The sequence below is a fragment of the Amycolatopsis nivea genome (assembly GCF_004522235.1).
GTDB classification, from domain to species: Bacteria; Actinomycetota; Actinomycetes; order Mycobacteriales; family Pseudonocardiaceae; genus Amycolatopsis; species Amycolatopsis nivea.
On the sequence record NZ_SDLT01000007.1, the window covers coordinates 158,068 to 176,813 of the forward strand.

General features: G+C 71.0%; 16 protein-coding genes. 1 reads left to right on the forward strand and 15 read right to left on the reverse strand.

Going from position 1 to position 18,746, the window contains the following annotated elements:
- Positions 1-634: 634 nt before the first annotated feature.
- Positions 635-2,503, reverse strand: coding sequence for a DUF6779 domain-containing protein (locus EIZ44_RS46075; protein ID WP_134728483.1), 1,869 nt, complete (start codon positions 2,501-2,503; stop codon positions 635-637).
- Positions 2,504-2,572: 69 nt separating this feature from the next.
- Positions 2,573-3,025 carry a DUF3180 domain-containing protein gene (locus EIZ44_RS10900; RefSeq protein WP_037808270.1) on the reverse strand — a complete coding sequence of 151 codons (453 nt, stop codon included), beginning with the start codon at positions 3,023-3,025 and terminating at the stop codon, positions 2,573-2,575.
- Between the two features lie 70 nt (positions 3,026-3,095).
- On the opposite strand from EIZ44_RS10900, the gene EIZ44_RS10905 reads away from it, so the two are divergent.
- Complete coding sequence (locus tag EIZ44_RS10905; protein WP_167754082.1) at positions 3,096-4,034, forward strand: helix-turn-helix domain-containing protein; 939 nt, start codon at positions 3,096-3,098, stop codon at positions 4,032-4,034.
- Between the two features lie 32 nt (positions 4,035-4,066).
- Here EIZ44_RS10905 and folK read toward each other — a convergent pair whose 3' ends face one another.
- The 13 genes from folK to dacB all read right to left on the reverse strand — a co-directional run bounded on the left by folK (position 4,067) and on the right by dacB (position 18,591).
- The gene (gene folK, locus EIZ44_RS10910; RefSeq protein WP_134728484.1) at positions 4,067-4,561 is read right to left on the reverse strand and encodes a 2-amino-4-hydroxy-6-hydroxymethyldihydropteridine diphosphokinase; all 495 of its coding nucleotides are present in this window, start codon (positions 4,559-4,561) and stop codon (positions 4,067-4,069) included.
- On the reverse strand, positions 4,558-4,917 hold the full coding sequence (folB, locus tag EIZ44_RS10915; protein ID WP_037808275.1) for a dihydroneopterin aldolase: 360 nt from the start codon (positions 4,915-4,917) through the stop codon (positions 4,558-4,560). The genes folK and folB overlap by 4 nt, the downstream gene beginning before the upstream one ends.
- Positions 4,910-5,716 (reverse strand): dihydropteroate synthase, encoded by an 807-nt coding sequence (folP, locus tag EIZ44_RS10920; protein ID WP_134728485.1) that lies wholly within the window; start codon positions 5,714-5,716, stop codon positions 4,910-4,912. Before folP ends, folB begins: the two co-directional genes overlap by 8 nt.
- A 26-nt stretch (positions 5,717-5,742) precedes the next feature.
- Positions 5,743-6,357, reverse strand: coding sequence for a GTP cyclohydrolase I FolE (gene folE, locus EIZ44_RS10925; protein WP_037808279.1), 615 nt, complete (start codon positions 6,355-6,357; stop codon positions 5,743-5,745).
- Positions 6,329-8,740 carry an ATP-dependent zinc metalloprotease FtsH gene (gene ftsH, locus EIZ44_RS10930; RefSeq protein WP_037808281.1) on the reverse strand — a complete coding sequence of 804 codons (2,412 nt, stop codon included), beginning with the start codon at positions 8,738-8,740 and terminating at the stop codon, positions 6,329-6,331. Before ftsH ends, folE begins: the two co-directional genes overlap by 29 nt.
- Positions 8,741-8,946: 206 nt before the next feature.
- Positions 8,947-9,768: an ESX secretion-associated protein EspG gene (locus tag EIZ44_RS10935; RefSeq protein WP_134661998.1), complete on the reverse strand. Its 822-nt coding sequence runs from the start codon at positions 9,766-9,768 to the stop codon at positions 8,947-8,949.
- 352 nt (positions 9,769-10,120) lie between these two features.
- Positions 10,121-10,924, reverse strand: a complete 804-nt coding sequence (locus EIZ44_RS10945; RefSeq protein ID WP_043827135.1) for an ESX secretion-associated protein EspG — start codon at positions 10,922-10,924, stop codon at positions 10,121-10,123.
- A 79-nt stretch (positions 10,925-11,003) separates the two neighbouring features.
- On the reverse strand, positions 11,004-12,314 hold the full coding sequence (locus tag EIZ44_RS10950; RefSeq protein WP_134728544.1) for a hypothetical protein: 1,311 nt from the start codon (positions 12,312-12,314) through the stop codon (positions 11,004-11,006).
- A gap of 140 nt (positions 12,315-12,454) precedes the next feature.
- Positions 12,455-12,823 (reverse strand): hypothetical protein, encoded by a 369-nt coding sequence (locus EIZ44_RS10955; protein ID WP_043827134.1) that lies wholly within the window; start codon positions 12,821-12,823, stop codon positions 12,455-12,457.
- Positions 12,824-12,984: 161 nt separating this feature from the next.
- Positions 12,985-13,539: a hypoxanthine phosphoribosyltransferase gene (hpt, locus tag EIZ44_RS10960; protein WP_037369179.1), complete on the reverse strand. Its 555-nt coding sequence runs from the start codon at positions 13,537-13,539 to the stop codon at positions 12,985-12,987.
- Positions 13,540-13,542: 3 nt separating this feature from the next.
- Positions 13,543-14,514, reverse strand: a complete 972-nt coding sequence (tilS, locus tag EIZ44_RS10965; RefSeq protein WP_037808286.1) for a tRNA lysidine(34) synthetase TilS — start codon at positions 14,512-14,514, stop codon at positions 13,543-13,545.
- Positions 14,511-15,527, reverse strand: coding sequence for a zinc-dependent metalloprotease (locus EIZ44_RS10970; RefSeq protein WP_037808288.1), 1,017 nt, complete (start codon positions 15,525-15,527; stop codon positions 14,511-14,513). Before EIZ44_RS10970 ends, tilS begins: the two co-directional genes overlap by 4 nt.
- Positions 15,528-15,636: 109 nt before the next feature.
- Entirely contained in the window at positions 15,637-18,591 is a 2,955-nt protein-coding gene (dacB, locus tag EIZ44_RS45095) for a D-alanyl-D-alanine carboxypeptidase/D-alanyl-D-alanine endopeptidase (RefSeq protein WP_240691268.1), read from the reverse strand.
- Between the last annotated feature and the right edge of the window lie 155 nt (positions 18,592-18,746).

The following is an 18,746-nucleotide window of genomic DNA, read 5'->3' on the forward strand; positions in this document are numbered from 1 at the left end:
GAGCGGTCACCATACGCAGGCCCCCCAAGGGATGCCGGTTGGGCGCACCGAGTTCAGCCCTCCGCGCGATGCCTCGTGCCCCTCATCTCGCGCCCCCGAAGTCCGTGAGGGCCACCCTGACGGAATCTGATTCCCCCAGGGTTCCCCTCACTCACCGCGGCCGGTCTGTGAGGGGCTCCTTCACGGACCTGGATTCCCTGAAGGAGCCCTTCACGGCTTTTTGGCGTACGTGAGGGCCACCCTGAGGAACTCTGATTCCGTGAGGGTTCCCCTCACGACCCTCGCGCGCCCCGCCCGCCCCACGCCTGCTCGGGAAGCGCCCCAATGCGGCATTGGTTGCGTCACATGCACCCAACGCCACATTGGTTGCGCCCCACGCACCGAATGCCACATTGGGGCGCAACCCCCACCACGAACGAAACCGCCACCGATGCACCCAACTCGAAGTGCACCCACACCACCCCCGCACCCCGATACGAAGCTCCCCTGCGGTCTGGGGTGGCTTGTCAAGGCATCTTTCCCGCCTTGACAAGCCACCCCAGACCGTCAGCACAATCAAGCTTCGGGGTGCCCCACGCACGCCAGGGCGCAATGTCGCCGCCAGGCGACGAGCCGACGAGCCGAAACAGAACGATCAATCCTCAGCCCGACGCCGACGCCGAGGACTCCCCTCCGTCTTCCCATTAGCCGCAAGCAATTCAGTAACCGACCGCCCAGAAGCGTGATGCCCAGCCGAGGCAGCCTCCTCAGCAGGAGCCTCCCAAGCAGGCGGCTCCCCCTCCGGCCGCCTCCGACGCCCCCCAGACGAAGCCGAAACAGCCTCCCCCTCAGGCCGCCGACGCCGCCCCCCAGTCCCATTGCTCACCGAACTGCGAACCGACTCAGGCAACGTCGGATTAACCGCATCCGCCCCAGGAGCCCCATGCCGCCCAGTAGGCGTGTCCTCCGCCAACGGCGACAAATCCGACCGAGAGAACTGCTCCAACCGAGACGGAGCCCGCTTCTGCGACTCCACCGCGGTTTCCTTCTCCGGCACCGCTTTCTCCGCCTGAGGAGCAGGTTCAGCATGCCGAGCAGGCTCAGCAGGCCGGGAAATAGCAGTCTGCTCAGCAGCTTCCGGCCGCTCCTCCCGCTGCGGCGCAGGCCGTGCCGCCAACCGGGGCACCGGCCGCTCCTCCTTGACCGGCTCCGGCTTGCTCACCGGCGCCACAGTCCGGGTCGGCTGCGCTTCAGGCCGCCGAGGCGTCTCCGCCGCTTCCTTCTGAGGCCGAGGCCGTGGCCCACGCGGCTCCCGAACCCGCTCAGCCTCACGCGGCAACGGCTCAGTCACATTGCGCGCCCCAGCACCGTCCTGCTCGAACGGCTCCGGAATGACGTGCGACCCAGAGTCACCCGCCGAACGGCGCTCAGCTTCATACGGCTCCGGCGCACGATCAGCGCGCGGCTTCGGCGCACCACCCCGAGGCCCACGCTCGACCTGCGGCTCGGGCGCACCACCACGAGCGGGCCGTCCGGCATCCGGCGCTCCATTCCGCGGCTCACGCGCAGCGAAGGCATCCGCCACACTGGCCCGCCCCTCGTGCGGACCCGAGTCGCCGCGAGGCACGAACGCCTCCGCCAGGTTGGCCCGAGGATCGCGACCACCGCGCGGAGCGGGACTCTCCGCTTCGACCTCGTCCTCGAACGGCTCCGGCTCGGCAGGCGGTTCCGGCCGCTTCGGCTTGAGCCGCGGCATCTGCTGCGTACGCAGCTGAGTCGAACGGTCGCCATTCGGCCCGGAACCATTCGGTCCGGAACCATTCAGCCCAGCGCTGATCGAGCCGTTCGCACCGGAAGTCCCCTTGGCGCCATTGGTCTTCGCCGTCCCGTTCGCAGGAGTCCGGCGACGCTCCGCGGGAGCCGCGTCGAGCACCCGGTCCATGAATTCGGTCGGCCGCTCCGGAACATCGACCACCGGCTTCTTCGGAGCAAGCAGCTGAGCCGGTTTCTTGCCATTGCCGTTCTTGCTTTCCGAACCGGCCGAAACGAGCCGCTGCTCGTCGTTCAGCGAGCGCATCCGGGTCGCCTGCGCGGTGAGCGCGACGCGTTCGAGCAGCACCTCGCCGCCGAACAGCGATTGCAGGCTTTCGCGGAGCGCAGCCACTTCGGCACGCAGCGCATCCAATTCTTCGCGCGATTGTGCCTGCGCGGCCTCGCGCGTTTCCGTTTCGAGCTCGAGTTCGTACTCCCGCCGGGCCGCGATCTCGCGTTCCAGCTCGAGTTCGTATACCGCCTGCGCCTCGGCGACCGCGTCCTCGCTGTGCGCCGCGTTCTTGCGGGCCCGGACAGCCAGGAAGGCACCGATCAGGGCAGCCCAGAGCGCCGCGACGATCCCGAGCCGGAGGTACCGGAGGTCGTCGCTGAGCACCAACGCGAGGGTGGCGCCGACGGCGAGGAGCAATCCGACGACAAGCCACGGCCTGCCAGGGCGGCGGCCGTGCGAGTCGTCACCCACGCCAGTCATGCCTGACACCGTACCTTCCGGTGATCCGAATGAGACCTAGTCGGTACTTCGAGCGGCGCCATCGAAGCGTTAACCGGTCGTTCCCTTACGGTCCTCCGGTGGCGTCCGGCAGCAGTGCTCGAGCCACAAACCGGCAGCTACGAGCAGCGCCGACGACACCACCCCGACGACCGCCGACTTGCTGTCGGAGACCGCGGCGACGAGTTCGTCACGTCGCGGGAAAACATAGATGAACGCGGCCAGCCAACCACCGCCGAGGAACGCCCCGGCCAGCGAAGACGCCTTCGCCAGCGCCACCGCCCGCGCGATCCCGACCGCGTTGCCGTGCACCCGGCCGGACTTGATCCGCGACCGGATCGACAGGGCCAACCCCGCCTCCGCGATCGCGAGCACCGCGAAAGTCACCCCGGCGAGCAACGGCAGCTGCGGCAGATCGCCGTAAGCGGCCTGGAACAGCACATAGACCACGGCGAGGCCGAGGACCGCGGCCACGACCAGGTCCCGGGACCGCGTGAAGTGCATGACTCCACCGTACCGAGCCCGTTCTGGCAGGCTTGACTCTCCAGCGACTGGAGACTCCACGATGCCTGACATGCCTGCGACCACGGTCTTCACGATCGGCGAACTGTCCCGGCGCACCGGGCTGCCGGTGAAGACCATCCGGTTCTACTCCGACGAGGGCCTGCTCCCGCCCACACAGCGGACCGGAGCCGGCTACCGGCTGTACGACGCGCACGCGCTCGCCCGGCTGGAGCTGGTGCGGACGCTGCGCGAGCTGGGCATCGGCCTGCCCGACGTGTCCCGCGCACTGGCGCGCGAGACGACGGTGCGCGACCTGGCGACGAGCCACGTCGACGCGCTCGACGAGCAGATCCGGCGGTTGCGGCTGCGCCGCGCGGTATTGCGCGCGGTGCTGAAACGGGATTCCGAGCTGGAGGAAGTGAAACTGATGAATCGCATCGCCCAAATGCCGGACGAGGAACGCCGCCGTTTGGTGGACGAGTTCTGGGCCGAAATGATGGAAGGGCTCGATGTCGATCCCGAGTTCTACGCGCGAATGCAGTCGGCGAAACCGGATCTTCCGGATGATCCGACGCCGGAACAGCTGGAAGCCTGGATCGAGTTCGCCGAACTCGTGCAGGATCCGGGATTCCGGCAGTCCATCCGCACGATGAGCGAGCGGCATTCGTCCGCGCGGGAAGCGGGCGAGTACGAGCAGCCGACCAAGGCTCAGCAGGAAAACTGGGCCGCCTGGATGACCGACGCCCGGTCCGCGCTCGACGCGGGCCACGCGCCGGGCTCCCCGGCCGGACGGGCGCTGGCGGACGCGATCGCGACCGCCTCGGCCCGGCCGGACCAGGACCCGGCCGACCCGGCGGTCCGCAACCGGATGGCCGACGGGATCGCCGTCGGGGCGGATCCGCGCGCCGAGCGGTACTGGCAGTTGCTCGCGACGATCAACGGCTGGCCCGCCATCCCGAGCCGCCAAGAGGAGGTGCAGTTCCTGCTGGCGGCGCTGCGGGCCTCGTAAGCGTTCAAGCCGGTTAGAACCGGCCTAGGCACTCACGACAGCGTCAGGTCGGGCCGCAGGACGACGCCCGCCCGGTCGGCTTCCGGCAGCCGGGCGAGCAGGTCGGCGGCCCGGCCGTGCCCGGGAACCTCGGCGTCCGGGTCGATCTCGAGCCACGGGATCAGCACGCTCGCCCGGTCCGGGGTCCCGGGATGCGGCAGGAGCAGCTCCGGATCGTCGGACGTCACGCCCTGCACTGTCACTATGTCGACATCCAGCGTGCGCGGGCCCCAGCGCAGTTCGCGCACCCGGCCCGCCGCCTGTTCGGCCGCCTGCCCGGCGCGCAGCCACGCCCAGTGGTCGCGCGCCGGGTCGTCGACGATGCACAGCGCGTTCAGGAAATCCGGCTGGTCCTCGACGCCCCAGGCTTTCGTCTCGTACACGCCGGACACGGCGACAAGCGCCGGGCGCACCGCGTCGACCGCGCTGCGCAGGTAGCCGAGCCGGTCGCCGAGGTTGGAGCCCAGCGACAGGACCGCGCGGCTCACCGCTCCCGCCGGACGGTGACCGCGACGTCGTCGAAGGTCAGCGGAATCGGCGCGGACGGCTTGTGCACGGTGACCTCGACGGCGGTCAGCCGATCGTCGCGCATGACCTCGTCGGCGATCTTCCCGGCGACGCTCTCGATCAGGTCGTACGGCTCCCCGGCGACGATCCCCGCCGCCAGTTCGGCCAGTTCGCCGTAGTGCAGCGTCTTGGTCAGGTCGTCCGATGCCGCGGCGGGCCCGAGGTCGAGCCACGCGACGATGTCGATGCCGAATTCCTGTCCGTCGCGCTTCTCGTGGTCGAAGACCCCATGTCGGCCGAACACGCGCAGTCCCGTGAGCGTGATGCGGTCAGCCATCGGCCCGTCCTTGCTGCCAGGCCGCGGCCACCGCCACGGCATCCAGTGAAGCCCCCACCTCGTGCACCCGCACGCCCCAAGCTCCCGCCGCCGCGGCCAGCGCCGAGATCGACGCGGTGGCGACCTCGCGACCGTCCGGCGGCCTCGGCACCCCGTCCTTTCCGGACAGCAGACGGCCGAGGAAACGTTTGCGCGAAGCACCCACCAAAACCGGGAAACCCAAGTCCAGCAACGCATCCAGCCCGTGCAGCAACGCCCAGTCGTGCTCGGCGTGCTTCGCGAACCCGAGACCCGGGTCGAGGACGATCTCGCTCTCGGCAACCCCGGCCGCGATCGCCTCGTCGACCCGCTGCAGCAACTCGCCGCGCACCTCGGCGACGACGTCGGTGTACGTAGCCAGCGCGTTCATGTCCTTGCTGTGCCCGCGCCAGTGCATCAGGACCCACGGCGCCTTGGTCTCCGCCGCGACCCGCCCCATCGCCGGATCGGCGAGCCCGCCGGACACGTCGTTGATCACCTTCGCACCGGCCGCCACCGCGGCTTCCGCGACCGCGGCCCGCGTGGTGTCGACCGACAACACGACGCCCTCGGAAGCCAGTTGCCGAATCACCGGCAAGATGCGCGCGGCTTCGGTCTCCGCGTCGACCCGCGAAGCACCCGGCCGCGTCGATTCGCCGCCGACGTCGATCAGGTCCGCACCGCGCGCCCACATCTCGCGCGCGTGCTCCAGCGCCTGGTCGAGATCGAGGTAGCGGCCGCCGTCGGAGAACGAATCCGGCGTCACGTTCAGCACGCCCATCACGGCGCACCGCCCCGGCCGGGGGATCACCGGCGCCCCCGGATCAACTCGATCGCCTCGGCCCGCGACGTCGCCGACGACCGCAGCATCCCGCGCACCGCCGACGTGGTGGTCCGCGAACCCGGCTTGCGGATCCCGCGCACCGACATGCACAAATGCTCGGCCTCGACGACCACGATCACGCCGCGCGGCTCCAGCCGGCGCACGAGCGCGTCGGCGATCTGCGAGGTGAGCCGCTCCTGCACCTGCGGGCGGCGAGCGTAGAGATCGACCAGCCGGGCGAGCTTCGACAGCCCGGTGACCTTGCCGTCGCCGTTCGGGATGTAGCCGACGTGGGCCACGCCGTGGAAGGGCAGCAAGTGGTGTTCACAGTTGGAATACATCGGGATGTCCGTGACGAGCACGAGCTCCTCGTGCGATTCGTCGAACGTCCGCGCCAGCACCTCGTCCGGATCGGTGTAGAGGCCGGCGAACATTTCCTGATAAGCGCGAGCGACCCGGGCCGGGGTGTCCTGGAGACCGTCCCGATCCGGGTCTTCGCCGCAGGCGAGCAGCAGCTCGCGGACGGCGCGCTCCGCCCGGTCCTGATCGAAGACCGGGCGGATGCCGTCTTTACTGCTTGTCTGATCCGTCGACGTCACGCCGATGCTGCCCCTCGTCCGGCTGCTGGCCGTTCGCGCCGTCGGCGAACCAGCCCTGCTCACGCGGACGGTCTTCGGCGGGGCGCCACGGCTGCTGGCCGCCCGGGGACGTCGCCGGGGTCCAGCCCGGAGGCGCCCCGTAGTTCGGCGGTCCGCTCTGCGCACCGCCCGGGCCACCGGGCTGGTAGCCGCCGCCTGCCGGACCGCCCGGCTGCTGCTGACCACCATACGGCTGGCCCCAGCGGCCGGCGCCGTTCGGCCCGCCCGGACGACCGCCGTTCGCCGGCGGGGCGTACGGGTTCGCGTTCGGGTCCGGAGCCTGGTACGGCGGACCGCCGGGCAGCTCGCCGGCACCCGGGGCCGTGCCGACCGGGGTCGGAGCGGGCTGCAGGGCGGGCTTTTCCTTCTCCGGAGCGGGCGGCGGCCACGGCTCGCCGCGCTCCATCGCCAGCTCGCCCGGGGTCTTGATCGGCGGCTTGTCCGACGGCGTGCGCTCGCCGAACTCGTTGAAGACGGTGATGTGCGGGCGCTTCTCGACCGTCGCGAAGATCCGCTCGAGGTCCTTGCGCTGCAGCGTTTCCTTCTCCAGCAGCTCCATGACCAGGTTGTCGAGCACGTCGCGGTAGGTGTTCAGCACGTGCCACGCCTCGGTGTGCGCGGTCTCGATGAGCTTGCGCACCTCCTCGTCGATCTCGTGCGCCACCTCGAGCGAGTAGTCGGCCTGCCGTCCCGCGGACCGGCCGAGGAACGGGTCGCCCTGCTCCTGGCCGTACTTCACCGCGCCCAGCCGCGCGCTCATGCCGTACTCGGTGACCATCGCGCGGGCGATCTTCGTCGCCTGCTCGATGTCCGAGGACGCACCGGTGGTGGGCTCGTGGAAGACGAGCTCCTCGGCCGTGCGGCCGCCCATCGCGAAGACCAGCCTGCCGATCATCTCCGACCGGGTCATCAGCTGCTTGTCGTCCTCCGGCACCAGCAGCGCGTGCCCGCCGGTACGGCCGCGCGGCAGGATCGTCAGCTTGTACACCGGTTCGATGTCCGGCATCGCCCACGCGGCGAGCGCGTGCCCGCCCTCGTGGTAGGCGGTGATCTTCTTTTCCTTCTCGGAAATGATCCGGCTCTTGCGCGCGGGACCGCCGACCACGCGGTCGACCGATTCCTCGAGCGCGACGTCGGTGATCACGTGCCCGTTCTCGCGGGCGGTGAGCAGCGCGGCCTCGTTCAGCACGTTGGCAAGGTCCGCACCGGACATGCCGACCGTGCGCTTGGCCAGCCCGGTCAGGTCGGTGCCCTGCGCGATCGGCTTGCCCTTGGCGTGCACCTCGAGGATCGCCTTGCGGCCGAGCAGGTCCGGCGCGGACACCGGGATCTGCCGGTCGAACCGGCCGGGGCGCAGCAGCGCCGGGTCGAGGATGTCCGGCCGGTTGGTGGCCGCGATCAGGATGATGCCGCCGCGGGCGTCGAAGCCGTCCATCTCGACCAGCAGCTGGTTCAGCGTCTGCTCGCGCTCGTCGTGGCCGCCGCCGAGGCCGGCGCCGCGCTGGCGGCCGACCGCGTCGATCTCGTCCACGAAGATGATGCACGGCGCGTTCTGCTTCGCCTGCTCGAACAGGTCGCGGACTCGCGAAGCACCGACACCGACGAACATCTCGACGAAGTCCGAACCGGAGATCGTGTAGAACGGCACGCCCGCTTCGCCCGCGACAGCACGCGCGAGCAGCGTCTTGCCGGTGCCGGGCGGCCCGTAGAGCAGAACGCCCTTCGGGATCTTCGCGCCGAGCGCCTGGTAGCGCGCCGGGTTCTGCAGGAAGTCCTTGATCTCGTACAGCTCTTCGACCGCTTCGTCAGCGCCCGCGACGTCGCCGAAGGTGGTCTTCGGCATGTCCTTGTTGAGCTGCTTCGCCTTCGACTTTCCGAAGTTCAGGACGCGGTTCCCGCCGCCCTGCGCGTTGTTCATCATCCACATCAGCAGGCCGAGCACCAGCGCCAGCGGGATCGCGAAGATCAGGATCTGGGTCAGCAGGCTCTGCTGGGTGACCTTGGTGGTGAACTTGATCGGATGGTTCGCCTGGTTGCCGACGTTCGCGCCGAGGAGATCTTTGTAGATGTCATCGGTCGCGCCGCCGGGGAACTGCGCGACGACCTTGTCGGCCTGCTGGCCGTCGATGTCGATCGGCTGCGTGAGCAGCAGTTTGAGCTGCTGCTCCTTGTCCTCGAGGCTCGCTTCCTTGACATGTCCAGCCTTGACCTGCTGCATCGCCGTGGAGATAGGAGCCTGGGTGTAGCCACGATCGCTGTCGAAGATCGTGTTGTAGGCGAACAACGCCAGCAACCCCGCGACGATCCACAGCAGTGGGTTCCTGAGCACGCTCTTCCGGTTCATACGACTCGGCCCTTGCGGCCTCGACCCTCCCTGGTTGGGCGGCTCCTGTGATACCCGCCATCGCGATCTTGACAACCCGTGGGTGCCGCAAGGCACCCGTCCCACCAGGGTACCGTCCGGGCGGGCGGGGAAGCCTGGCGAGCCTCTCGCAGGTCAACGGCCAATCCCGCGCGAGGGTTCCCGTTCCGGGAGGAGACGTCACCCGGCTACCGGGTGTCAACCGCCACCGAAGCCACCATTTCACCCAGCCTGCTCCGCAGCGTGGCCGGGTCCGCCGGGGCGACGGTGACCCATTCCCGGCCGTCCGAACCCGCCCTCGACAAGCTCAAATACCGTCCGGTGGCGGTGTCGAACCAGCCGAGCACACGCGACCGCTGCCGGCTTCCCAGCTGGGACCGGCTGTTCGCTGCGAGCTGACCGCCGCGCTGCCGCGGTTGGCCCGCGATGAGCGCGTAGGTCTCGCGCGGATCGACCGTGGCGCGCTCGCTGAGCGACTGGCGCTTCGCCCGCCGCCCGCCCTTTTCCTCGGACTGCCCGCCGCCCGCGGCGACCGGAACCCGGATCGGCTGGGTGTGCAGCGCCTCGTCCAGCGGAAGCGTGACCGACGCCTCACTGCCGCGCGGACCGCCGGGCAGCAGTTCGACGATCGTGGACACCAGCCCGTCCGCCGGGATCGCGCGCAGCCAGATGCCGTCGGCGTCCTGGATCGCGACCACGCCGGTGCGCTCGTCGCCCGCGGCGAGCAACGCGACCGGATGCGCCTCGAACTGCGGGATGTGCAGCGCGTCAATGGAATGCGGGGCACGCGCGAGCAGCGTCAGCCACTCCTCGACGTCGGGCTCGACCCGGCCGCGCGAGTCGCGGATGCCGCGCGCCTTCAGCTCGGTGTCGACCCGGTGCCGCAGCGACACGCGCTCGTCCTCGGTCGCACCGTGCGAGCGCACGCGCAGCGGGTAGGGCAGCTCGCCCAGCTCCATCGACTCCCACAGGAAGTCGAATGCCAGCGGCGAGAAGAACTCTTGGTGCATCCGGTGCTGCTCACCCTCCGGTCAACGATTTCCGGCCCAGCGTAGCGCCGGATCGGCAGTCTTCAAGCGCCTCGATGCCACTTTGGGTGCATCCCGCGCCCCCAATGTGGCATTGGGTGCGTTCCATGCACCCAATGTGGCGTTCGGTGCATCCTGCGCACCCGATGCCGCGTTCGGTGCATCCCGCGCACCCAAAGTGGCGTTCGGTGCGTCGCATGCACCCAATGTGGCGTTGGGTGCACCCCGCGCACCCAATGTGGCGTTCGGTGCGTCAGATGCACCCAATGCCGCATTGGGGCGGTTTCAGCCGAGCGGGAGCCGAGGCTGGTCAGCGCAGCTCAGTCAACGCGGGTCAGAACGCGCCCGCGCTGGCCTGGTCGGCCACCCCGGCGAGCATTTCGCCTAGCCGGTGCCGCAGGGTCGCCGGGTCGGCGGGCGCGATGGTGATCCAGTCGCGGCCGTCGTGGCCCTGGCTCGCCTGTGTGAAGTACCGGCCGGTTTCGGTGTCGAACCAGCTCAGCACCGTCGACCGGCTGCGGCCGCCGAGGCGGTTGCGGGCGTTCGCGCCGATCTGGCCGCCGCGCAGGCGCTGCTGGGCGTGTAGCCGGGCGAGTGCCTTGCGGTCCTCGTCCACGCTCGCGCGGCCGGACGCGTCGACCTGATTGCCGCGCCGCTGCATGAAGTCGACGCCGGAAGCCCCGACCAGCTGCTCCAGCGGCACGGTGATCGACTTCTCGGTACCGCGCGGGGCTCCCGGCAGGAGCGAGATGATCGCCGTGGCCAGGCCGTCCGGCGCGCACGGGTGCAGGTGCAGTCCGCGCTGATCCTGCACGGCGAAAAGACCGTCGCCGTTCGCGCTGCCCGCGACCGCGAGCAGCGGCTCGCCGTTCGGGTCGAGCAACTGGACGGTGTCGAGGCTGACGTCCGGCGACGCGAGGATGCCGAAGTAGTCCTCGACGTGCGGAGCGGGCCTGCCGCGGTCGTCCGCGAGCCCCCGGTCAGCCAGTGCGCCGAGCGTGCGCGTGCGCAGCGCCGAGCGCTCGTCCATCGTCGCGCCGTGCGAACGGATCCGCAGCGGATACGGCAGCTCGCCCATACCGGCCGACTCCCACAGGAAGTCCACCTCGATCGGCGCGAGCAGCTCCGCGTTCGGCATCGACCAACCCCCTACCCCACGTGTTTGCGAACGCTCGCGGGCGCGTGACCAGTCCGGTCACGCGCCCGCGAGCACTGCGTCAGTTGTCGTCGTCCGACCACGCGCCGATGACCGGCGGCGGGGTGGCCTGGTTGGCCCCGAACGCGTCGTCCGGGTCCGGTTCGATGAGGAACGAAGCGTGCGTGTGCTCCTCGTCCCCTTCGCCCGCGCCGTGCGCGCCAGCTCCGCCCATGCCGCCCATCGGGCTCATGCCGCCCTGCGACTGGCCGATGGTGCCGCCCGCCGGGACGACGCCCTGCTGCTGCGGAGCCGCCGACGCGGCGCTCTGGCCGCTCTGGTGCTCGGACGCCGCGGAGGTCTTGCCTTCCTCCTCCTTGCGCGAACCGCTGCGGTTGCCCTCGCCCAGCTTGCCGCCGGCGAGACCGGCTCCCGCGCCGATCGCGCCGAGGCCGAGCGCGGAACCGAGGCCGCTGCCGCCCGTGGACGCGGGTGCGGGCGCGGCGGCGGCCGGAGCCGCACCGACGCCGGAAGCGGCGCCAACGCCCACCCCGGTGCCGCCGGCGAGCGCGCCGCCCTCGAAACCGGAGGTGCCGTACTTGCCCGAGTCGGCCGAGACGTGCGCCGGGGCGCCGTGTCCGGCGACCGCCGCGCCGCCTGCCGCGCCGTGCGCGCCCACCGTGCCGAAGCTGGCCGGGGAACCGAGCGCGCCGGGGCCGTCGGTGTGGCCGATGTTGTTGACGTTGTTGAACGAGTTGCCGTTGAAGTGCGACGCGGTCGGCTTCATGCCGAGCGAGTCAGGGCCGAAGCTCGGGGTGGAGCTGTCGACCTCGCTCATCGCCTGGGTGTAGGCGTTGAAGAACGCGACCTGCTGCGCCTTGACGTCGTTCGCGGCGTCCGCCTGCGCCTTCTGGTCCGCGGCCAGCGCGGCCGGGCCGCCCGCGAGCGCGGCCGTCATGGCCTGCTTCGGGTCGTAGTCGCGCGGGGCCGGCATCTTCTTGACCTCGGCGGCCGCGGCGGCCTGGCGGGCGAGCCGGTCCGACATCGTGTGCGCGGCGTCGGAAGCCTGCGTGCCCGAGTTGGCGATCGCCACGAGCGCGCCCTGCGCGCCGGCGGCGCCGTGGCCGACCCAGACGTTGCCCAGTTCGGTGATCGCGTTGTACAGGTCGTCGGACGCCTGCTTCAGCTCAGTGCCGTGCTTGGCCCAGTGCTGCCCGGTGGCCTCGGCGGTGCCCGGGTCGTTGTCCGTGGTCGCGCCGATGTAGAGCTGGTGGCTTTCCTGCGCCTGCCAGTTCGGCGGGTTGCCGATGGCGCGGTCGCCGCCCATCTCGAAGCCGCCGGAGCTGCTGCGCGCGGAGGCGACGATGTCGTTGGTCGCCGCGTTCGAGCCCATCGCAACGGCGGAGCCGGGCGCCGGGACCGAGGACGAGGTGCCGTAGCCGGAGGTGGTGTAGCCCGACCCGTCCGGGACGGAGCCGTCCGGGGCCGAGGTGGTGGTGTTCGGTGCCATGACTGCGTGATCCCCCTAGGACGTCAGGCCTTGTTGCGGAACGGGTCGGCGGCGGACTGGTCGATCTCGTGGTAGCGCGCCATCGCCGCGACGATGCCTTCCTCCGCGGCCTGGTACTGGCTGAGCAGGTTCTGCAGCGCGGACGAGTAGGAGTCGCCGCCGCCGTCGGCGCGCTGCACGAACTTGGTCGCCATCGCCTTGCCGACCGGGTTCGCGCCGAGCTTCGGCGGCTGCGCGAGCGTGCCCGCGCTGTGCAGGAGAGCTTCGACCGCGTCGCGCCCGGTCCGGATCTTCTTCAGCACGGTCTGCGCGGCATCCGGGTCGATCCCGACCTGGCCGTTGACAGCGGCGTTCTTGAACGCCGCGGCATCCGCCGAGCTGTTGTTGCCCATCTGCCCTCTCTCCGTTCCCCCGCGCGAGGACCAGCCCGTCGGCTGGTGTCACTCGTCCGCATGGCAATAGGTCTTCGCATAGGTTAACGCACCTGGTCGAGCCCTATGACGCGATTTCGGGCTTCCGGGTTCCGCGGCCGGAAGGATTATCGCGAACCGGACTAACCGGACGTGTAGACGTGCGGATCGAGCGTGCCGATGTAGGGCAGGTCGCGGTAGCGCTCGGCGTAGTCGAGGCCGTAGCCCACGACGAACTCGTTGGGGATGTCGAAGCCGATGTACTTGACCGGCACCTCGACCTTCACGGCTTCCGGCTTGCGCAGCAGCGAGACGACCTCGAGCGAGGCCGGGTTCCGGCTCGCCAGGTTCTTCAGCAGCCAGGACAGGGTGAGCCCGGAGTCGACGATGTCCTCGACGATGAGCACGTCGCGCCCGGCGATGTCGCGGTCGAGGTCCTTCAAGATCCGCACCACCCCCGACGACGAGGTCGAAGACCCGTAGGACGACACGGCCATGAACTCCAGCTGCGTCGGCACCGGAAGCGCCCGCGCGAAGTCGGTCATGAACATGACGGCGCCCTTGAGGACGCCGACCAGGAGGAGGTCGCCCTGGCCGTTTTCCGGGTGGTCCGCGGCGATTTTCGCCGCCAGCTCCGCGATCTTGTCTTTGATCTGCTGCTCGGTGATGAGCACGGAGGCGATCTCGCCCTCGTACACGGGTCATTCCCCTCGGGTGGTGGGTTCGGGTCCGGCAAGCGAGAGCCTGCCACGCCGCCGTCGAGCCTCCAAGTTGCCCGGCAGCCACACCCCGCCCTGACCCCGCCAGCGGGCCACGAGCGCGTCGACCGAACGCAGGTGCGCGTCGGTCAGTTCGCGGACCCCGGAGTCCAGCAGCCACCTGCGGAGAACCCGTCTGCGCAGCGCAGCGGGCTCGGCCGCCAGCACGGCTACGTCGAGGTCGTCTTCGCGGGCCGCGCGCTCGTGAACGCGCGCGGCGAGTGTGTCCAACGCCTCGGTGTCCTCGCGCAGCTGTGCGGCCGTACGGGCTAAAGCTGGAGCGACTCCACCCGACAGCACGTCCTCCAGGAGCGGCAGTGCTTCCGTACGCAGCCGTACGCGAGTGAAGCGGGGATCGGCGTTGTGCGGGTCTTGCCACGGTGCTAGGCCGAGTTCTGTGCACGCCGCGACGGTTTGCGCGCGCGTGATGCCGAGCAGCGGACGGCCCCACGGCGGATCGTGCGGACGCATGCCCGCCAATGACCGTGGCCCGGAACCCCGGCCTAGGCCGAGTAACACCGTCTCGGCTTGGTCGTCTTGGGTGTGGCCGAGCAGTACGAGCCCTTCGCCGTTTGGCAACGCTTCGCGCAGCGCGTGGTACCTCGCGGCGCGCGCGGCTGCTTCAGGACCGCCTTTGCCCACGACGTGTACGGCATGCACTTCGACGACGTCGATGCCGAGGCCCTTCACGACCGTCGCCGCTTCGGCGGCAACAACCGCTGAGTCGGCCTGAAGGCCATGGTCAACGACGAGCGCCCGCGTACGGACGTCTCGATGCCGAAGCACGTACGCCGTCGCCTCAGCGAGCGCTAAGGAGTCCGCGCCGCCTGACACCGCGACGCACACTTCGCCGGGAACAGCGACTGTCGCAAGGAAATCGCGGACCGCTGTCCGGACCGCGGCGAGCGCGCTCACCCGTGCAGGCGCCGCACCCAGGCCGCGGGGTCGGCGATCTCGGCGCGGGTCGGCAACGTGTTCGGCGAGCGCCAAACCTTGTTGAACCCGTCCATCCCGACCGCGTCGACCACGTGCCGCGTGAACTTCGCGCCTTCCTCGTACTGGCGGATCTTCGCGTCGAGACCGAGCACCGCGCGCAGCAGCCGGTCGAAAAGCCCGCCGCCTTGCCGCCGCGCGGTGAACCGCTCCCGGATCTGCTCGACGCTTGGCACGACCTGCGGGCCGACCGCGTCCATCACGTAGTCGGCGTGGCCCTCCAGCAGCGTCGACAACGCCAGCAGCCGGTCGAAAACCGAACGCTCCTTCGGCGACTGCAGCAGCTCCGCGATGCCGCCGCCCTTGCCGCGGTTGCGCAGCGCGTCGGGCAGCCTGCCGACCAGTTCGGCCAGCCCCTCGGTGGAGCTCTCCGCGAGCCCGGACACCAGCCGTTCGACCTCGTCGGCGAAGTAGTCGCGCAGCCACGGCACCGCGGTGAACTGCAGGCGGTGCGTGCATTCGTGCAGGCAGACCCACAGCCGGAAATCGTGTGCGGGAACCTTCAGCGCGCGTTCGGCGGCCACCACGTTCGGCGCGACGAGCAGCAGCTCGCCCTTGTTCTCCGGGCCGCCGAACGGGTCGTACTGACCCAGCACGCGAGACGCCAGGAACGCGAGCAGCAGCCCGGTCTGCACGCCGGCGCCGGACGCCAGGATCGGGCCGAGCGGACCGCCCTGCGCCGCGGGCAGCGCGCGCCCGGTGAGCTCGCCGAGACCGGACGCCGCGGACCGGACCCAGCCCGGCCGGTCGACCACGGTGCCGGGCAGCAGCGGCAGGTCCCGGCCGAGGCCGGTCAGCTCGCGGACGTGCCCCTCCGCCTCGGCGGTCAGCTCCCGCAGGTCGACCACCGCGCGGTCCGCTTCGCCGCGCGCGACCTGCGGGCCGCCGCGCACGAGCAGCGCGCCGGTGGCGGCTGCCCGGTCCCAGTCGACCATGGGCCGCCGTCGGGTCTCGGTTTCCTGGCTCACACCTCCGACGCTACCTTCCGGTACGCGTTTGTGGGCAGCTCAGCCGAACCGGTTCAGCGAGTCGGCTCAGTGCGGGCTACTTGCAGCCGCAGCCCCGCAAGGCCGTCGCCAGCACGTCGAGCGCCGCCTGCCCGGAATTCTTCTCCGAGCCGTTGGACATGAACGCGAAGGCGAGCACGCGGTTGTCGCTGTCGAGCACATACCCCGCGAGGGTGTTGACGCCGGTGAGCGTGCCGGTCTTGGCCCGCACCCAGCCCTTGCCCCCTTGGGTTTCGCCCGAGTGGTAGCGGCCGTGCAGGGTGCCCTCCGGACTGCCCGCGACCGGAAGCCCGGCCAGCAGCGGACGCAGCTTCGGCGTGTTCGGGTCCTTGCCGTCCGGACCGGCCGCCGCGGCGAGCACCTGTGCCAGCAGCCTGGCCGGCACCTTGTTCTGATTGGACAGTCCGCTCGTGTCGAACAGCTGCAGGCCGTTGACGTCGAACCCGTGGTCTGCCAACACCTTCTTCACCGCGGCCGAGGCGCCGGCGAACGACGCTTCCCCGCCGGTGGCCATGGCGACCTGGCGGCCGAGCGAGTCGGCGAGCACGTTGTCGGAGATCTGCAGCAGCGCGTACGCGAGGTCCGGCAGCGGAGCCGACTGGACTTCGCCGAGAACCTTCGCCCCTTCCGGAGCCTTGGCGGGACCGGCTGGGCTCGCGCCGAGCTTGTCCGCGACGAGCTGGGTGAGCGCGGTCCCCGGGTTGCCCGAGCGCATGGTCTCGTCGACCTTCGGGTTGCCGCGGCCGCCGTCGGTCATGGCCGGGACGATCGGGGCGCCGTACAGCGACGGCGCGTCGCCCGGCTCCCAGCCCGGCGCGGTGTTCGGGCCGCTGAAGGCGCTCGCGTCGAGCTGGACCTTCTTGACGTCGCCGCCGGCCTTCTTGACCTGGTTGACGAGGTCGTCGACGTGCGCCGCGCCCGGGTAGAGCGGCGAATCGGTGCCGACCGGCAGCGCGGTCAGCGACGGGTCGCCGCCGCCGACGATGACGACCGTGCCCGGCTGCGCGCCCTGGACGATCTTGGTGGAGATCCGCTTCGTCGGCTCCATCGCGAGCAGCGCCGCGGCGACGGTGAGGATCTTCGTGGTCGACGCCGGGGTCAGCGGGGTGTTCGACGCGTGATCCCACAGCACGGTGCCGTTCGCCGGGTCGATCACACTGCCGCTGAGCTGCGACAACGCGGCCGCCCCGGCGGGACCGGAGAGCTTCGCGGCGACGCCGTTCGCGGACGGCCCCTGACCGGACGTGTCCGGGCCGTGCAGCGCGAGGCTGGCATCGGCGGGGTCGGGCGCGCTGCCCTTCGGCGCGTTCGGCGCCCACGGCAACCCGAGCCGGTTGGACACGGCGGGCACAGCCGACGCCCCACCCGCGGCGGCGAGCAGAAGCAGCACGACGAGCGCCAGGATCAGTGCCTTCCGCCGAGGCTTCTTGCCCTCCGGCCGAGGCGCGTCACCCTGCGGCGGAATCGGCCCGGCACCGGACGGCGGTTCCGGAGGCTGCTCCGCGGCGCGCGGCGGAATCTGCTCCGGACCTGGGCGTTCGGCGAAGCCTTCCGCAGGACGAGGAATGCCGACGGTCGCTTCGGACGGTCCCTGCTGCGCTTCACCGGGGAAACCTTCGGGCGGCCGCGGAATGCCGACGGTCGCCTCCGCCGGGAACTGGCCCCCGGTCGGGTCGATGCGCATCGGCCGCACCTGGCCGCCGCCCGCCGGTGGGACGGTGCCGGGCGCTGGTTCGGGCAGGGCAGGACGGACCGGGATTTCGATCTGCTGCGACCACGACTCGGCTTCGGATTCGTTCCGGCTCGCCTGCGATTCGTCTCCTGGACGGCCGGGTTGAGCGGCGTTGGAGCGGCCCCAGTTCTCCTGCGACTCGTCCCCGGGACGACTGGCTTGAGCGGCGCTCGCGCGGCCCCAGTTCTCCTGCGACTCATCCCCCGGACGACCGGACTGAGCGGCGCTGGAACGCCCCCAGTTCTCCTGCGACTCGTTCCCCTGGCGACCAGGCTGACCCGGGTTGAGCCGTGCGGCGGCGGAACCGGGAGCCGGTTCGCCTCGGAAGCCCGTCCGGTTCTCCTGCGGTTCCTCCCCGGCGCGGCCGGATTGAGCCTGCCCATCGGAACGCGCGCCCCGGAACTCAGGTGCTCCTTCTCCGCCCCGGCCCGACTGGTCCTGGCCCGCGGCGGGACCGGAGTCGTCGCGGAAGGCGGTCCAGCCCTCCTTGGGCGGCTCCTGCCCCTGCTCGTCCCGCGCGACGACCGGCCGGAACGCCGCCCAGCCCTGGCTGTTCTCGCCCGTTCCCGGCGTTTCGTCCCGGAACGCGGCGAACTGCCCCGGCTTCCCGGCGGACTCGGCAGCCTCGGCGGGCCGGCCGGACTGGAACGGGTTCCACCCCTGCCCCTCGTCCGAAGACCCCGCGCCGGACCCAGCGGGCTCGAACAGCGAGTTCCCCGGCTTCCGCGCGGCCTGCCACGCGGGCGACGACTGCTGCTGCCCACCCTGACCAGGCGAAACATTCGGCTGCGCGCGGACCGTCTGCTCCGCGGCCCCCTCCGCGGACGGCCTCGGCTGCTGCTGCGACGCCTGCACCGTCGCCTCGGCGTCCGGACGGCCCGCGTTGTCGCCCGGCCTCGGCACCCCGGCCGTGAACCGGGTCGGCCCCTCCACCGGGACCCACGGCGCCTGCGGTTTCGGCTCCTCCGGCCGGGCGGGCACCGACGCACCGCTCATCCGGTCCGCGAGGTTCGACCGGGGCGGTTCCGGCGGCGTGACGGGAGCGTCCGAGGGCGCGTTGAGCCCGGGGACTTCCTCCGGTTCGACTTTGGGCCGGAACCACGATCCCGGCCCGTCGCCCGGTGTGACGTTCGGCACGGAAAGCTGCGCGGTGGCTCCCGCGTCGCGCTTGGGCAGGGGGAGGCGGGAGGTCGCCCGGTCCGCCTGGGACGAGGTGTCCTCGTCGCCCGTGGGCCACCTCGGCTGGTCGTTTTCCGGCACCCACCACTCCTTCTCACCCGCCCCCGGAGGGGCCAAGGTCACATGCCGTCTGGCCTACATCGGCGCGACCGGCCGACGGGGCGTAGTCCACACTAGTGACGTCAACGAGGTCATTAGGTTGCCGCCCACGAGCGCGTGGGACACCGAGATTCGAG

Coding starts and splice junctions, on each gene's coding strand:
- folP (WP_134728485.1), bottom strand. CDS start 5,716: ATGGGCGTGCTGAACGTGACGCCGGATTCGTTCTCCGACGGCGGCCGC.
- EIZ44_RS10905 (WP_167754082.1), top strand. CDS start 3,096: ATGCCTGCGACCACGGTCTTCACGATCGGCGAACTGTCCCGGCGCACC.
- EIZ44_RS10900 (WP_037808270.1), bottom strand. CDS start 3,025: ATGCACTTCACGCGGTCCCGGGACCTGGTCGTGGCCGCGGTCCTCGGC.
- EIZ44_RS10935 (WP_134661998.1), bottom strand. CDS start 9,768: ATGCACCAAGAGTTCTTCTCGCCGCTGGCATTCGACTTCCTGTGGGAG.
- EIZ44_RS46075 (WP_134728483.1), bottom strand. CDS start 2,503: ATGACTGGCGTGGGTGACGACTCGCACGGCCGCCGCCCTGGCAGGCCG.
- folB (WP_037808275.1), bottom strand. CDS start 4,917: ATGGCTGACCGCATCACGCTCACGGGACTGCGCGTGTTCGGCCGACAT.
- ftsH (WP_037808281.1), bottom strand. CDS start 8,740: ATGAACCGGAAGAGCGTGCTCAGGAACCCACTGCTGTGGATCGTCGCG.
- EIZ44_RS10970 (WP_037808288.1), bottom strand. CDS start 15,527: ATGGTCGACTGGGACCGGGCAGCCGCCACCGGCGCGCTGCTCGTGCGC.
- EIZ44_RS10945 (WP_043827135.1), bottom strand. CDS start 10,924: ATGCCGAACGCGGAGCTGCTCGCGCCGATCGAGGTGGACTTCCTGTGG.
- EIZ44_RS10950 (WP_134728544.1), bottom strand. CDS start 12,314: ATGGGCTCGAACGCGGCGACCAACGACATCGTCGCCTCCGCGCGCAGC.
- EIZ44_RS10955 (WP_043827134.1), bottom strand. CDS start 12,823: ATGGGCAACAACAGCTCGGCGGATGCCGCGGCGTTCAAGAACGCCGCT.